The 15,686-nt window shown below is 40.0% G+C and carries 9 protein-coding genes; 4 read left to right on the forward strand and 5 right to left on the reverse strand.

Going from position 1 to position 15,686, the window contains the following annotated elements:
• Position 1: 1 nt before the first annotated feature.
• Together thrA and PVK70_RS04435 are read right to left on the reverse strand one after the other, a co-directional pair.
• The gene (gene thrA / locus PVK70_RS04430; RefSeq protein ID WP_130047738.1) at positions 2 to 2,461 is read right to left on the reverse strand and encodes a bifunctional aspartate kinase/homoserine dehydrogenase I; all 2,460 of its coding nucleotides are present in this window, start codon (positions 2,459 to 2,461) and stop codon (positions 2 to 4) included.
• Positions 2,462 to 2,862: 401 nt separating this feature from the next.
• Positions 2,863 to 3,339, reverse strand: coding sequence for a putative 4-hydroxy-4-methyl-2-oxoglutarate aldolase (locus tag PVK70_RS04435; RefSeq protein WP_130047737.1), 477 nt, complete (start codon positions 3,337 to 3,339; stop codon positions 2,863 to 2,865).
• A 446-nt stretch (positions 3,340 to 3,785) separates the two neighbouring features.
• On the opposite strand from PVK70_RS04435, the gene arcA reads away from it, so the two are divergent.
• Complete coding sequence (arcA, locus tag PVK70_RS04440) at positions 3,786 to 4,505, forward strand: two-component system response regulator ArcA (RefSeq protein ID WP_130059996.1); 720 nt, start codon at positions 3,786 to 3,788, stop codon at positions 4,503 to 4,505.
• A gap of 72 nt (positions 4,506 to 4,577) precedes the next feature.
• On the opposite strand, the gene PVK70_RS04445 is transcribed toward arcA, so the two are convergent.
• The 3 genes from PVK70_RS04445 to PVK70_RS04455 are packed head-to-tail and all read right to left on the reverse strand — an operon-like array spanning position 4,578 to position 8,392.
• Positions 4,578 to 5,024, reverse strand: coding sequence for a membrane lipoprotein lipid attachment site-containing protein (locus tag PVK70_RS04445; RefSeq protein WP_130047735.1), 447 nt, complete (start codon positions 5,022 to 5,024; stop codon positions 4,578 to 4,580).
• 8 nt (positions 5,025 to 5,032) lie between these two features.
• Positions 5,033 to 7,396 carry an aerobic respiration two-component sensor histidine kinase ArcB gene (arcB, locus tag PVK70_RS04450; RefSeq protein WP_130047734.1) on the reverse strand — a complete coding sequence of 788 codons (2,364 nt, stop codon included), beginning with the start codon at positions 7,394 to 7,396 and terminating at the stop codon, positions 5,033 to 5,035.
• A 54-nt stretch (positions 7,397 to 7,450) separates the two neighbouring features.
• On the reverse strand, positions 7,451 to 8,392 hold the full coding sequence (locus tag PVK70_RS04455) for a TIGR01212 family radical SAM protein (protein ID WP_130044914.1): 942 nt from the start codon (positions 8,390 to 8,392) through the stop codon (positions 7,451 to 7,453).
• 570 nt (positions 8,393 to 8,962) lie between these two features.
• Here PVK70_RS04455 and gltB point away from each other — a divergent pair.
• From gltB to PVK70_RS04470, 3 genes are all read left to right on the forward strand, one after another.
• A complete protein-coding gene (gene gltB / locus PVK70_RS04460; protein ID WP_130047733.1) occupies positions 8,963 to 13,510 on the forward strand; it encodes a glutamate synthase large subunit in 4,548 nt (1,515 codons plus the stop codon).
• The gene (locus PVK70_RS04465) at positions 13,510 to 14,982 is read left to right on the forward strand and encodes a glutamate synthase subunit beta (RefSeq protein WP_130047732.1); all 1,473 of its coding nucleotides are present in this window, start codon (positions 13,510 to 13,512) and stop codon (positions 14,980 to 14,982) included. The genes gltB and PVK70_RS04465 overlap by 1 nt, the downstream gene beginning before the upstream one ends.
• Positions 14,983 to 15,092: 110 nt before the next feature.
• Complete coding sequence (locus PVK70_RS04470) at positions 15,093 to 15,527, forward strand: DUF1499 domain-containing protein (protein WP_422836531.1); 435 nt, start codon at positions 15,093 to 15,095, stop codon at positions 15,525 to 15,527.
• Positions 15,528 to 15,686 lie beyond the last annotated feature (159 nt).

Here is a 15,686-nt window from a genome sequence, read left to right on the forward strand (position 1 = left end):
TTTATACTCCTAATTTCCAACCAAGCGTACGCATTAAATCAGAGAACACGCCAGCAGCGGTTACTTCGGTTCCTGCGCCATAACCACGTAATACTAATGGAATTGGTTGGTAATAGCGGCTATAAAAAGCCAACGCATTCTCACCATCCTTGATTTTAAACATAGGATCATCACCATCAACAGCAGCAATACGTACCTTACATTTACCTTCTAGAATTTCACCAACATAGCGCAATACTTTACCTTCTGCTGCCGCTTTTGCTGACTCTTGAGCAAAATAAGCATCCGCTTCAGGAAGGCGAGCCATAAACTCATCAACTGTGCCAGAATCATCAAAACCTGGTGGCAGAGCTTGCTCAACTTCTACATCATCTAGCTCTATTTCAAGGCCGGATTCACGAGCAAGAATAAGCAACTTACGAGCGACATCCATACCTGAAAGATCATCACGAGGGTCAGGTTCAGTAAAGCCGTTTTGTTTTGCAACATTTGTTGCTTCGCTTAACGACATTCCTTCATCTAGCTTACCGAAGATATAAGATAAAGAGCCAGATAAAATGCCATTGAACTTTTCAAGCTCATCACCTGCTGCAATGAGATTTTGCAAGTTCTCAATAACAGGTAGACCAGCACCTACTGTTGTTTCATACATAAATTTACGACGAGTACCGCGCGCTGCATTACGTAATTGATGGTAATACGCCATTGAGTCGGTATTGGCTTTTTTATTTGGCGTAATAACATGGAAACCTGCGGATAAGAAATCAACATACTGAGCTGCAATTCCATGGTCAGAAGTACAATCGACAATCACAGGGTTAATAATATGGTTACGTTGTACCAAAGCAATCAGTCGAGCTAAACTAAATTCTTCTGACGTATTACTCATACGATCACGCCAAGTCTCTAGCGGAATACCTTTACTATCAAGCAATAAACCACGGCTATTTGCTAAACCGCAAACACGGATTTCAATGCCTTTCTCTGCAAGTTTTGGCTGCTGACGCTTAATCTGATCGACAAGTTCGCCACCAACGCCACCAACACCAACAACAAACACATCTAAAAAATGCTTACTGTTAAATAAGTTTTCATGACAGGCTTTAATTGATTCAGAGATTTTATCTTCTGGAATAACAGCTGAAATTGCTCGCTCTGAAGAACCTTGTGCAATGGCAATAATATTAACGTTTACTTCAGTTAAAGAAGTAAAAAATTGAGATGCGACACCTTTAGATGTACGCATACCATCACCAACTAAGGTTACAATTGCTACGTTATCAGTGAATTCTACCGGCTCTAGTAAGCCATCTTTTAATTCAAGTTCAAACGCTTCTCTTAATACTTGCTCAGCCTTACATTTGTCTTCAGCTTCAATACAGAAACTGATGCTGTACTCTGAAGAGGATTGTGTAATAAGAACAATGGAGATACCAGAAGTAGACATCGCACCAAATACACGACTTGCCATGCCAACCATGCCCTTCATTCCCGGACCGCTGACATTAACCATTGTTAAGTTGTTTAGTGTTGTAATTCCTTTAATCGCAAGATTATCTTCGCCAGTATCCTGTCCAATTAAAGTACCAGGGCCTTGAGGGTTAAAACTGTTTTTAATCAAACAAGGAATATGGAATTGCGCGATAGGTGCGATTGTTTTTGGATGCAGAACAGAGGCTCCAAAATAAGAGAGTTCCATTGCTTCTTGATAGCTTAATGATTTTAATAAACGTGCATCATCAACTAATCGAGGGTCACAATTATAGACACCGTCAACATCGGTCCAGATCTCACAACATTCAGCACGAAGACAGGCTGCAAGTACAGCTGCAGAATAATCTGAACCATTACGACCCAGAGTAACTAATTCACCTTTTGCATTACCCGCAGTAAAACCCGGCATAATGTTTACATGCCCAGAAGGCAAAGGTTCATTTTTAAAGTTAAGCGTTGAGATATCAACATCAACAGCACCTTCAAGAAAATCACCGCGAGCATATAGATATTTAACAGGGTCAATAAGACTTGCCGGTTGGCCTTTGGCCTCAAGCACCGCTTTCATTGTTACAATAGAAATGCGCTCGCCTTTACTGATAATTTTTGCGTATACGTTATCTGGACACATACCTAATAAGGTGATCCCATGGACGTATTGACGAAGTTGAGAAAGAGAGTCTTTTAGCTTGTTTTCAAGCGTTTTAAGATCAACTTGCGGAAGAGCGTTAGAAATACCATCAAATAACTGAATAAACGTAGATTCTAGCTCTGTAATCTGTAATTCTGCTTCTCCATTGCTAAGAACATTATCTACTACAGAAACTAATTTATTAGTCACTTTTCCTGGAGCTGATAACACAACTGAAACGTCTTGCTGTTGTGCATTATTGGCAATAATATCTGCGGCACGTAAAAAACGATCTGCATCGGCTAATGACGAACCACCAAACTTTAATACTCGCATTTCTATCCTCCCTAAAAACGAGTGTTACTACAGTATCCTTACTGCTCTTAGCATAATAACCTTTTCGGTCAATAATGAAAGAATACAGTTAAGAATTAGTAACGAAATTGCAAAAAAAAACCCGCTCTGAAAATCAGGGCGGGCTTTTTAAAATACTTACGCGTATCAACCCACCCCAGCAACCATGGTGCCGGTAATTGTTGTGGTAATAATCATTGAGCTGATAGTAAACATATTATAAAAACTCTGAAATAAATGATTGCGATATACCATAACTACCTTACTTTCTGCTTACAAGTCAACCGAAAATTTACTCATTCACTTAACAAAAGAAGAATATATCGCCTCAAGTTATTGAGTATTAAATATAAAATAAAATTTTATAGATTTAACTTCTGCAATTAAATTAACAACTCTTTACTCATCAAAACCCCATTAAGATCAGCATAAATATAATCACCAGGAGAAATGATCTGAGTATTAATAGTAACGGACACTTGTTTTTCTCCTGCTCCTCTTTTTTCTGTCTTAAATGGGGAGGCATTTAGCGCTTTCAAACCTAATGGCATATTCTGTATCGCACCGACATCACGTACTGCACCATAAACGATAACGCCTTCCCATTGGTTTTCTACCGCAAGTGTAGCGACTTGATCACCCAATAACGCTTTTTGGCAAGAGCCGTTACCATCAATCACTAACACCTTGCCTTTTCCGCTAGTTTGCAAAACCTCTCTTACTAAAGAGTTATCTTGATAGCAACGAACTGTTACAATTTCACCATAAAAGCATGCTTTTCCACCATAGTTTTTAAACTCGACATCAATCAGCTGTACTTTCTCTTCAAATTGATCACAAATATCAGGTAATAAATCCATTTTATTTTCTCCTTGTTTGTAAAGTTGACTCTACAATAACAACATTTGTTAAAATATTTAGCGACAAATCGTATAGATATTTACAATTTTAATATAGATATATGTCTATATTTATTACTACACTGTATTGACCTTAGTTGATATTGACTTAAATCAATAAAATGTATGGAAATAAAAATCGGTTATTGTTAGAGTGGTGTTAAGGGATTAAAATCTCCCTTCTATTGGAGTTTCAGCGAGTAGCTCACGAATTTAGAGCTTTATCATGTTATTGATTATATATTCAATAACAACCACCAAGGATGGCGTACCGTTTAGGTTTCTATTCTTCAATTAACATTTTAGTTTACTATTGAAGAATATATTTCCTATTTGTAAATTTTTTATTATAGAATTAGTACTATTAATTCTACTTTTGACTTTAACCAGTTAGTTAGGTACCGCCCATGCAAACCCCTCAGATCCTAATCGTTGAAGATGAACACGTAACTCGTAATACACTTAAAAGCATTTTTGAAGCTGAAGGCTACAATGTTTTTGAAGCGAGCGATGGCGAAGAGATGCACACTGTGCTTTCTGAGCAACAACTTAATCTTGTGATTATGGATATCAACCTTCCAGGCAAAAATGGCCTTCTTCTTGCTCGTGAACTTCGCGAGCGTGGTGATATGGCTCTTATGTTCCTAACAGGCCGTGATAACGAAGTTGATAAGATTTTAGGTTTAGAAATTGGCGCTGATGATTACATCACTAAGCCATTTAACCCTCGCGAACTTACTATTCGTGCTCGTAACCTATTAACTCGTTCAATGAACCAAAGCACAACTGTTGAAGATAAGAAAACAGTTGAGCGTTATGCGTTCAATGGCTGGACAGTTGAAATTAATAGCCGTTCTCTTGTTAGTCCAAGCGGCGAAAGCTACAAGCTTCCTCGCTCAGAGTTCCGTGCTCTTCTTCACTTCTGTGAAAACCCAGGTAAGATCCAGACTCGTGCTGATCTTCTGAAAAAAATGACAGGTCGTGAGCTTAAGCCGCACGATCGTACGGTTGATGTGACAATTCGTCGTATCCGTAAGCACTTTGAATCAGTAACTGATACTCCAGAAATCATTGCTACGATTCACGGTGAAGGTTACCGTTTTTGTGGTGATTTAGAAGAGCTATAAACCTCTTTTATTTTATCCAATAAAAAATGCCCAGCTAGTGATAGCTGGGCATTTTTAGTTTATACAAAACAACTAATAAACCGTATCAACCTGAACATCAGTTTCAACAATCCACTCATTATTTGCTTCAATCGCAATATCAATAACTTGTGTCGCATCTATATTATAGAAAGATTGACCTGTAACTTCCCATGTATGGTTATCATGAACTCTCACTTCGAACTCATCATCTGATAATGACCACGAATTATCACCTTGACGAAGAATAACTTTATCAATCATTAACTCAGGCGCAATTACTTGTTCTGATGTTAATGTCAGTGCAAAATTAACCTTACTTTCATCTGTTTTTTCGCCTATGGTTGGCATTTGATCAATCCAAATAGCTGAATTCAATTCAATTTTGGCATTCATCATTTCAATTTTATTATCTTGTTTCCAATCCGCTTCTGATTGATTCGTCATTTGACAACCAGATAAAGCTGTTATTAGTGTTGCGGCAAATAGTACCTTTTTCATATTATTCCTTACTTATCTTGCTGCTCTAACCAGCTTTTTAAAATTTGAATATCATGTTCGTATTCATTTTTGATTTCTTCAACCCAATCATCAATATTTTCCCACCACGCAGGTAATTCTGGCGATTGAGCCTTTTGAGCGATTTGTTGAATATGCTTTAACCCAATAGAGCCTGCAGCACCTTTCATCTTATGTGTTTCAAATACAATACCGTCTTGATCTCTTGCTGTCATATTAGTATCTAAGATTTGAATGTATTCTTTCATACTCTTTTCAAACATCTCAATACTGGTATAAACAGGTTTAGTACCAACAATATCAATGTATGACTCTAACATCTCGACATCCAATAAACGCTCAATCAATTGCTCATTTTCCAACTGCTCATCCGTTTTAATCGGTTGCTGTAATTGCTTTTGAATTATTTTCTTATCCGACATTGAAAATAACTCAAGCACCTCAGTTAAAGCTTTAACGCTCAGAGGTTTGCTTATTGCTTCATCCATGCCTTTTTCAAAATATTCATCTTTTTCTTTTAATAAATTAGCAGTTAAAGCAACGAGTGGCGGTAACTCATCAAACCTTTCTCTTAATGCTTGAGCAACATCAAACCCTGTCATATCTGGTAATTGAATATCAAGTAACGCTAAATCGTATTTGGCTGGATCAAATCGGTTAAGAGCATCTTCGCCGCACATGGCAACATCTACAGTATGTCCGAGACTTTCAAGCAGCGAGCGAGCAACCGTGATATTTAATTCAATATCTTCCAGCATAAAAATACGTAATGACTTCGCGCTTTTTACCTCCGGCATCGCCTCCTCTTCTTCTACAGAATCGACTAATGGCACATTGATCGTTACGGTAAATGTACTACCAAAACCTATTTCACTACTGACGGTAATGTCTCCATCCATCAGATTAATAAGCTCTTTAGATACCGCTAAGCCAATGCCTGTTCCTACAGCATGCAGATTATCTTTGCCTTGCTTAACTTGATAATACATGGCGAAAACATTATCTAATTCTGATTCAGGGATCCCGATCCCTGTATCTTCAACTTCAAAAGTGATCTCAGCACTGTCTGAATAAATTTCAGCACCAACCGACATTATAACGCTACCTTCTTTGGTAAATTTAGTGGCATTACCAACTAGGTTCCAAAGTACCTGTCGCAAACGTGTACTATCAACACTAATATTTGCTGGTAAGTCTGTTAATCGCTCAAGATCAAAACGAAGACCTTTTTGCTCAGCCATCAAACCTGAAATATTTTCCATCTCAGTAACAAAGCTTATAAAATCAAGAGGTTTTGGAAGTAACTCTAATTTACGACGATCAAATTTATCCATATCGATAATATCGTTAAAAATATTACCAAGCGTGATCGCACTGACATTAATGGTTCGCATATAGTTATGCTGTTCATCATCAAGACGGGTATCTAATAACATTCGACTTAAGCCCACAATACCATTTAGTGGCGTGCGTAATTCGTGGCTAATGGTAGAAATAAAGGTGGTTTTATCTCGACTGGCTTTTTGTAGTGCCTCTTCATACTCTTTGCGCTCTGTTATATCTCGCCCAAAGCCGACTAAACCAAGATGGCGTCCCGATTTACTATAGAAAGGAATTTTACTGAGCTCATAGCATGCTTTTCGCCCATCAGGGTAATCTAGCCATTGTTCATAAGTTAATGGTTTATTATCTTGCAGTACCTGTCTATCGGTATCAATAACTTTTGCTGCAACCTCTGCGTTATAAACGTCTTTAGGAGATAAACCAATTAATTCTTTTTCTGTTTTACCCGTCAGCTCTTCCATGGCTTTATTACAGCCAGAAAATAAACCTAATTCATTACGGTAATAAATAATATCTGGAGAAGTATCTAAATAAGATCGAAGTAATGCGGTTTGTTCTGCTAACTCTAATTGTGCTTTTTCACGCTGAAAAACTTCATTTTCTAGATCTTCCATCGCTTCTTGTCGAGCATCTTCTGCTTTTTCACGCTCTTCAATTTCTTGGTTAAGTTTCTTAACATTGCCCTTTAATTTTTTATTTAACTCTAAATCACGAGTACGCATCTCTTCCATTTTACTGACTAATTTAGAAAGTCTCTGACGTGAGTCTTCTAAATGTTCAACGACGACAGATAAGAAAAAGACAGCCCAAGGCGTTATAAGCAAACCAAAGAAAACGGAACGGACAATGTCTAGGTCATTGACTTCACCACTTAATACAAGTGTAACGCCAACTTGGACAATAACGGCCAATGCGACTAATGCAATGGCAAGTAAGAGACTAAAACGAACAATGCCAAGTCTCACCATGAGATCGACATAAAATTGCGCGAGAATTTTTAACTGCTTCATAAACACACCCTGATAGTATTCAACTAAATAATATCAGGGTTAGTTCTATTTGAGTTATTTTTTCAATATTGGCGTTGTATATTTGAAGGGTTGGTTTATCAGAGAACCTTGCGCCCCTTTTTTATTAAGGGCCATACCTACGTTAGTTAACCCTAACCAGCGAGGCTCACACCATAATGGCGAAAGTAAAGTAGGTCGTCTTGCTGTTGCTGACACTCGATGATACACAATCTCTGGTGGCGTTAATCGGATTAACTCACAAGCTATATCAACATAATCATCCATTTCTGGTGCTTCAATTTTTCCTGCTCGCCATGCTTTTGCCATGGTACTTCCCTCTACGATATGCAAAGGGTGCAGCTTTAATCCATCGGTCCCCGTTTCAAGTACCTTTGCTAATGTCGCTCGGTAGTCATCTTGAGTATCTCCCGGCAAACCAATAATTAAATGAGTACACACTTTAATTCCAAGCGATCTCGCCTTACGAGTAATCTCATCATAACAGGCAAAATCATGTCCTCGATTAATACGCTTTAACGTTTTATCATTGGCCGTTTGTAACCCAAGCTCTAACCAAACTTCATAACCATCATCAACATACCCTTTTAGTAAATCCAATACGGCATCTGGCACACAATCAGGACGAGTTCCAACGCATAATCCAACAATATTGGCCGACTTAAGTGCTTCTTCATACATATTTCTTAATACCTGCACTTCAGCAAAGGTATTCGTATACGCCTGGAAATAAGCAAGATACTTTTTCGCTCTCTGCACTTCCCCAGCTCTATCTGTCAGTTGATCATGAATCGATTTGAACTGCTCTTGTTCATCAGAAAATGAAGCGACATTACAAAAGGTGCACCCCCCTTTCCCAATTGTTCCATCTCTATTTGGGCAACTAAAACCACCATGAAGAGTAAGTTTATGTACTTTTTCGCCATAACGGCGTTGTAGATCTTGCCCAAAGGTATTTGCTAGTTCATGAAGTTGCATTGCGATAACCAATTAATAAATCAAACACTTAGTTCACAAATAAAAAGAAGTCTCACTCCTATTTGTGAAAGTTGCTAACTCGTTTGTAAAAAAAGACCGTAAATAATATCGAAATTCACCCATCTTAATTGTAATTTATATCAATAAAAGGCGCATAAAGAGGCAATTTATCGTAAAAAAAGCCGAATTATTATAAATACTTATTCACTTTGAGTAAAAAAAGTGAAAATTACGTGCAACTTTCGTTGGTATTTAATATGACAAAAATGTAGGATAGTTACATCGTTAATATAGTTTAATTTGCCACCAACACGAATGTTGTGGTTTTTCGATAGTGGTATCTACTCTCAAACAACAAATACAATGGATAAAGGTGTATTTGATAGATACCACAATGGATTGGGTTTGTTTGCACGTCATGTTAAGTGATGCCCGCAAACACCAGAATGGATTCAAACTTGCTACCTCTTGAGACTAACTCACAGCAAGTGCGATTTAAAATTTAGCAAAGGACTAGACAGAAACTTACGTAGAGAAGTTGTGTCTGCATAATACTGGAAGGATGTATCTATGGTAGATAGAGAGCAGAATACACAAGGCATGTATACTCCCGAGTTGGAGCATGATGCGTGTGGTATCGGTTTTGTCGCTCACCTCAAAAACCGCAAATCTCATGATGTAGTCACTCAAGCACTTGATATGCTTGCTCGTATGGAGCATCGCGGTGGTCAAGGCTGTGATCCATGCAGTGGTGATGGCGCGGGTATTCTTTTACAAAAGCCTCATGAGTTTTTATTAGAAGAAGCCGGAAAACTTGGTATTAAACTGCCATCTTTTGAGAAATACGGTGTTGGTGTTGTCTTATTCCCTAAGGATGAGCATAAACGTCAACAATGTAGAGATATTTTAGAGCGTAATGCTCAGCGTCTTGATTTAGAAATCATTGGTTATCGTGTTCTCCCTGTTGATAATTCAATGCTAGGCGACGATCCCCTAAGTACAGAGCCTCAATTTGAGCATGTATTTATTTCTGGTGGCCCATCAATGACACCAGAAGAGCTTGAGCGTAAATTGTATGTTCTACGTAACTACACTGTTCGAGTATGTTTGGAGAGTATTTCTAATATTGGTGATGACTTCTACATTAACTCTCTATCGTACAAAACACTTGTTTATAAAGGTCAATTAACAACTGAACAAGTACCACAGTACTTCCTTGATTTACAAAATCCAACAATGGTGACGGCATTAGCGCTGGTTCACTCTCGTTTCTCTACAAATACCTTCCCTCGCTGGCGTTTAGCTCAACCATTCCGTTACATCGCGCACAATGGTGAGATTAATACCGTTCGTGGTAACTTGAACTGGATGAAAGCGCGTGAAGCTATCATCGAGTCTGATTTATTTAGCCAGCAAGAGATGGATATGCTACTTCCGATTTGTCAGGAAGGCAGCTCGGATTCATCGAACTTTGATATGGCGTTAGAACTGCTGGTTCTTTCTGGCCGCAGCTTGCCTCACGCATTAATGATGATGATCCCTGAAGCGTGGCAAGAAAATAAAAACATGGACCCTACACGTCGTGCGTTCTATCAATACCACGCAAACGTAATGGAACCTTGGGATGGCCCTGCGTCTGTTTGTTTCACCGATGGTGTCCAAGTAGGTGCTACTCTTGATCGTAACGGTCTTCGTCCTTCTCGTTATACCGTAACTAAAGATGATTTCCTTGTCATGGCATCAGAATCTGGTGTTGTTGAAATTGCCCCAGAAAATGTTGAGTTCCGTGGTCGTCTGCAACCGGGACGTATCTTTGTTGCTGACTTAGAGCAAGGCCGAATTATTTCTGATGAAGAAGTAAAAGACGGCATTGCGAACTCACAACCTTATGAAAAATGGGTTGAAGAGAACCTATTAAGCTTAAATAAGCTGCCTGAAGCAACAAACCAATACAGCCAACCTTCTCCTGAGCGCCTACTTAACCGTCAACAAGCGTTTGGTGTTACCTCTGAAGAAGTGAATGAGATTATCCTACCATTAGCAAAAACGGCTTATGAGCCATTAACTGCAATGGGTGCCGATTGGCCACTGGCGATTCTATCTCATCAATCACAGCATTTATCTAACTACTTTAAGCAGTTGTTTGCTCAAGTAACTAACCCACCGATCGACCCGATCCGTGAGCGTATGGTTATGTCGCTAAACACTTATTTAGGTAAAGACCAAAACTTACTTGCTGAAACGCCTGAGCACTGCCAGAAAGTTGAACTTGAATCACCGGTTCTTTCTAACTCTGAGCTAGAAAAACTGCGTGCTATTGATAACGAGCATCTACAAGCTAAAACGCTAGATATCGTATTCCAAGCCAATGAAGATGCTGGCAAACTTGAGCGTGCACTTAAACGTATCTGTCAGTATGCAGAAGATGCCGTCGTTGATGGCTACTCTATCATTCTACTAACAGACCGCGCAGTAAACTCAAACCACGCAGCTATTCCTGCAATGCTTGCAGTTGGTGCGGTTCATCACCACCTAATTCGTAAAGGGTTACGTGCTAAATGTGACATCGTAATTGAAACGGGTGATGCTCGTGAAACTCATCACTTTGCAACATTGGTTGGTTACGGCGCAAACGCAGTTAACCCATATCTTGTTATTGAAACCATTGTTGAACTTCAACGAGTTAAAAAGCTAGACCCAACAGTACATCCAAAAGTATTGTTTGATAACTACCGTAAAGGGGTTAACGGCGGCCTGCTTAAGATCTTCTCTAAGATGGGTATTTCAACACTGCAGTCATACCATGGTGCCCAAATCTTTGAAGCGCTTGGTATCAGTAAATCAGTGGTTGATAAATACTTCACAGGGACCGTTTCTCGTATCCAAGGTCTAACGATTGATGATATCGCAAAAGAAGTGTTAATCCGTCACCGTGTTGGTTACCCAACTCGTGAGATCCCTGTTCAAGTACTTGATGTGGGTGGCGTATATCAGTGGAAACAACGTGGTGAAAAACACCTGTTTAACCCTGAGACAATTTCACTGCTTCAAGAGTCAACTCGTAATAAAGATTACGGGAAATTTAAGAAATACGCGAAGGCGGTTGATGATCAAGGTGATGATGCAGCAACATTACGTAGCCAATTAGATTTCATCAAAAATCCAGCAGGATCTATTCCTTTAGAAGAAGTAGAGCCAATTGAGAATATTCTAAAACGCTTTGCCACTGGTGCAATGTCGTTTGGTTCTATCTCACACGAAGCTCACTCAACACTTGCTGTTGCAATGAACCGTATCGGCGCTAAATCTAACTCAGGCGAAGGTGGTGAAGACCCGATTCGTTTTGAGAAAAAAGACAATGGCGACTGGGAACGCTCAGCAATCAAACAAGTAGCTTCTGGTCGTTTTGGTGTAACGTCTTACTACCTAACTAACGCTGATGAGCTACAAATTAAGATGGCTCAAGGTGCAAAACCTGGCGAAGGTGGTCAACTACCTGGTGATAAAGTCGATGATTGGATCGGTGCGACACGTCACTCAACTCCTGGAGTTGGTCTGATTTCACCACCGCCACACCATGATATTTATTCAATCGAAGATTTAGCACAGCTTATTTACGATCTGAAAAACGCCAACCGTAAAGGTCGCGTTAACGTTAAGTTAGTATCTGAGGCGGGTGTTGGTACTATCGCCTCTGGTGTAGCCAAAGCAAAAGCAGACGTCGTTCTTATCGCTGGTTTTGATGGTGGTACGGGTGCATCGCCAATGTCATCTATCCGTCATACAGGCCTTCCGTGGGAACTTGGTCTAGCAGAAACACACCAAACACTACTGAAAAATGGGTTACGTAACCGTATCGTTGTTCAGTCTGATGGCCAAATGAAAACACCTCGAGATCTTGCAGTAGCAACGCTTCTTGGTGCTGAAGAATGGGGCGTAGCAACCGCAGCTCTGGTTGTTGAAGGTTGTATCATGATGCGTAAGTGTCATAAGAATACCTGCCCTGTTGGTATCGCAACACAAAATAAAACCTTGCGTGAGCGCTTTGACGGCCGCGTAGAAGACGTAGTTACGTTCTTCCAATACATGGCTGAAGGTCTACGAGAAGTGATGGCTGAACTTGGTTTCCGCTCTATCGATGAAATGGTAGGTCAATCTCATAAACTAAAAGTTCGTGATGATATCGGCCATTGGAAATACAAAAACTTAGATTTAACTCCAGTACTCCATGTTGAACAACCTCGTGCTGAAGATGGAATTTATAACCAAATTCAACAACAGCATAATCTTGAAGATGTTCTTGATCGCAAGCTTATCCAAGCTGCTATTCCTGCTCTAAAGAAAGGTGAAACAGTTACTGCTGAGTTCGATATCCTAAATACCGACCGAAGTGTAGGTACTATGCTGTCGAATGAGATATCAAAAGTGTATAAAGACCAAGGCTTACCACAACCAATGAACGTGAAGTTCAATGGCTCTGCTGGTCAAAGTTTAGGTGCATTCCTTGCAAAAGGCGTGAAATTTGAAGTCGAAGGCGATGCGAATGACTATTGGGGTAAAGGTTTATCTGGCGGTACGCTAGTGCTTTATCCAAACGAAAAATCAACGATTGTCGCTGAAGATAACATTATTGTCGGTAATGTCTGTTTCTACGGCGCAACTTCTGGTGAGTCGTATATTCGTGGTATGGCTGGTGAGCGCTTCTGTGTACGTAACTCAGGTGCAAAAGTCGTTGTAGAAGGGGTTGGTGATCACGGTTGTGAATACATGACTGGTGGTGTTGCCGTTATCCTTGGCTCAACGGGTCGTAACTTTGCGGCAGGTATGAGCGGTGGTGTTGCCTATGTTTGGGATAAGTCTGGTGATTTCGAAAGCAAACTAAACCCTGAACTCGTCGACCTAGACCCTATTGAACAAGAAGATAAAGATCTTCTATTAGAAATGCTAACTAAGCATGTTGAATTCACAGGAAGTGAAGTTGCTCAGTCTTTCTTAGATAACTTTGAAGCAAACTTAGCCTCTCTGGCTAAAGTGATGCCGCGTGACTACAAAGCGGTTCTTCAAAAGCGTAAAGCTGAAGCACAACAGGCACAAACGGAAGAAGTGGAGGCAGTATAATGGGTAAGCCTACTGGATTTTTAGAACATGGTCGTGAGCTACCAAAGAAACTCGACCCAACGGTTCGAATTCAAGACAATAAAGAATTTGTTTTAAACGAAGAATTTGGCGATAAGATTGGCACACAAGCCTCTCGTTGTATGGATTGTGGTGTTCCCTTTTGTCACAACGGTTGCCCTATCGGTAACATCATTCCTGAGTTTAATGATGCGGTATACCGTGATAGCTGGGAAGAAGCATGGAAGATCTTAAGTTCAACCAATAACTTCCCTGAATTCACCGGTCGAGTGTGCCCTGCTCCTTGTGAAAGTGCTTGTGTTCTTGGTATCAATCAAGACCCAATCACTATCTGTAATATCGAAAAAACGATTGTAGAAACCGCGTACCGTGAAGGGTACGCGCAACCTAAAAAACCTCGTTCTCGCACAGGAAAAACGGTTGCTATTATCGGTTCAGGTCCTGCTGGTTTAGCCGCGGCTGAACAATTAAACAGTGCTGGTCACTCTGTCACTGTCTATGAACGCGATGAAAAAGTTGGTGGTCTACTGCGCTTTGGTATCCCTGATTTCAAGTTAGGTATGGATATCATTGATCGTAAAATCAACTTAATGGCTGATGCCGGTATCAAGTTTGAAGTAAATGCGCATATTGGTGTCGATATTAATGCCCTGCAATTACGCCAAGACTTCGATGTCGTTCTACTCACTGGTGGTTCTACTGTTCCACGAGATCTACCAATTCCAGGTCGTGAACTCAATGGCGTTCACTTTGCGATGGAGTTCCTAGGTCAAAACAATCGCCGTGCTAATAATATGGATCTTAAAACTAAAGAGATCCACGCTAAAGGTAAGCATGTTGTTGTTATTGGTGGTGGCGATACAGGTTCTGACTGTGTAGGTACATCGAATCGTCATGGCGCAGCAAGTATTACTCAGGTTGAGATCATGCCGATCCCACCAGAAAAACGCCCTGCAAATATGCCTTGGCCTCAATATCCAATGATCATGAAAACAACTACTTCTCACGAAGAAGGCTGTGAGCGTCATTGGAATATCCTAACCAAAGAATTTATCTCTGATGATGCAGGTAATGTGAAAGGCCTACGTATTGCTGATATCGTTTGGCAAGATGCGAAACCAGGTGAACGCCCAGGATTTGATGAAGTCGCTGGTAGCGAACGAGTGATCCCTTGTGATCAAGCCTTCTTGGCTATGGGTTTCTTGCACCCAGAACCTACAGGTGTATTAGCTCAACTAGATATTAAACTGGATGACCGTGGTAACGTAGCAACAGATGGTTATGCAACCAATCAAAAAGGTGTTTTTGCCGCGGGTGATATGCGTACTGGTCAATCCCTGATTGTACGTTGTATTAATGAAGGCCGTGAATGCTCTAGAGAAATCGATGCTTACCTAATGGGTAACTCGAACCTAGAAGCAAAAGCGGATTCACTAATGCTATCTGCATCCTAGTTTTTAAAATAGATTAATTCAGGTTTCCTTCCAAACCTTTGGCCAACATTTCGATGTTGGCCTTTTTTATTCTATACTGACAACGCCTATTCAAAATAATGAACTTACCTATGATAAAAATACTCACCATATTTTCAATATTGCTAACACTTACCGCCTGCAGTAAAGGAATCGACAATATGCCTGATAAATCAAAAATGATGTGTGCAGATAAACCTAATTGTATCTCTACACTAGAAGCTAGAGCTGACTTCAGCGCCGCCCCTTTCACACTGAATAACCCCAACACAACAATAGAGACTATCGCTCAAATAGCAGAACAACTGAAAGGAGCAAAAATAGCGGTAATTAAAGAAAACTACGCCAGAATAGAATCAACAAGTACGGTCTTTCGCTTTGTTGATGACTTAGAGCTTAGAATAGAAGGGAGCAATCTTATTGTTCGTTCAGAGTCTCGTACTGGACACTCTGACTTTGGTGTAAATAGAAAACGCGTAGAACAATTAAGAACGATGCTACTAGAAAAAAACATAATTTCTAAATAAAAAGGCCTGTAATAAAAAGCCTAACCAACTGAACTACCATTCCGCAGTGTCTATTCTGCATCATTCAACTTTCATACAGACGTAAAAAAGCCCTAATCTTTCGATTAGGGCTTTCTTGATATAGTGGCGGAGTGGACGGGACTCGAACCCGCGACCCCC

This window comes from Aliivibrio sp. A6, assembly GCF_028765505.1.
GTDB lineage: Bacteria > Pseudomonadota > Gammaproteobacteria > Enterobacterales > Vibrionaceae > Aliivibrio > Aliivibrio finisterrensis_A.

Bases quoted from the DNA above. Each gene is read 5' to 3' on its own strand.
- PVK70_RS04455 (WP_130044914.1), bottom strand. From the start codon at position 8,392: ATGCAACTTCATGAACTAGCAAATACCTTTGGGCAAGATCTACAACGC.
- PVK70_RS04435 (WP_130047737.1), bottom strand. From the start codon at position 3,339: ATGGATTTATTACCTGATATTTGTGATCAATTTGAAGAGAAAGTACAG.
- thrA (WP_130047738.1), bottom strand. From the start codon at position 2,461: ATGCGAGTATTAAAGTTTGGTGGTTCGTCATTAGCCGATGCAGATCGT.
- gltB (WP_130047733.1), top strand. From the start codon at position 8,963: ATGGTAGATAGAGAGCAGAATACACAAGGCATGTATACTCCCGAGTTG.
- PVK70_RS04445 (WP_130047735.1), bottom strand. From the start codon at position 5,024: ATGAAAAAGGTACTATTTGCCGCAACACTAATAACAGCTTTATCTGGT.
- PVK70_RS04465 (WP_130047732.1), top strand. From the start codon at position 13,510: ATGGGTAAGCCTACTGGATTTTTAGAACATGGTCGTGAGCTACCAAAG.
- PVK70_RS04470 (WP_422836531.1), top strand. From the start codon at position 15,093: ATGATAAAAATACTCACCATATTTTCAATATTGCTAACACTTACCGCC.
- arcB (WP_130047734.1), bottom strand. From the start codon at position 7,396: ATGAAGCAGTTAAAAATTCTCGCGCAATTTTATGTCGATCTCATGGTG.
- arcA (WP_130059996.1), top strand. From the start codon at position 3,786: ATGCAAACCCCTCAGATCCTAATCGTTGAAGATGAACACGTAACTCGT.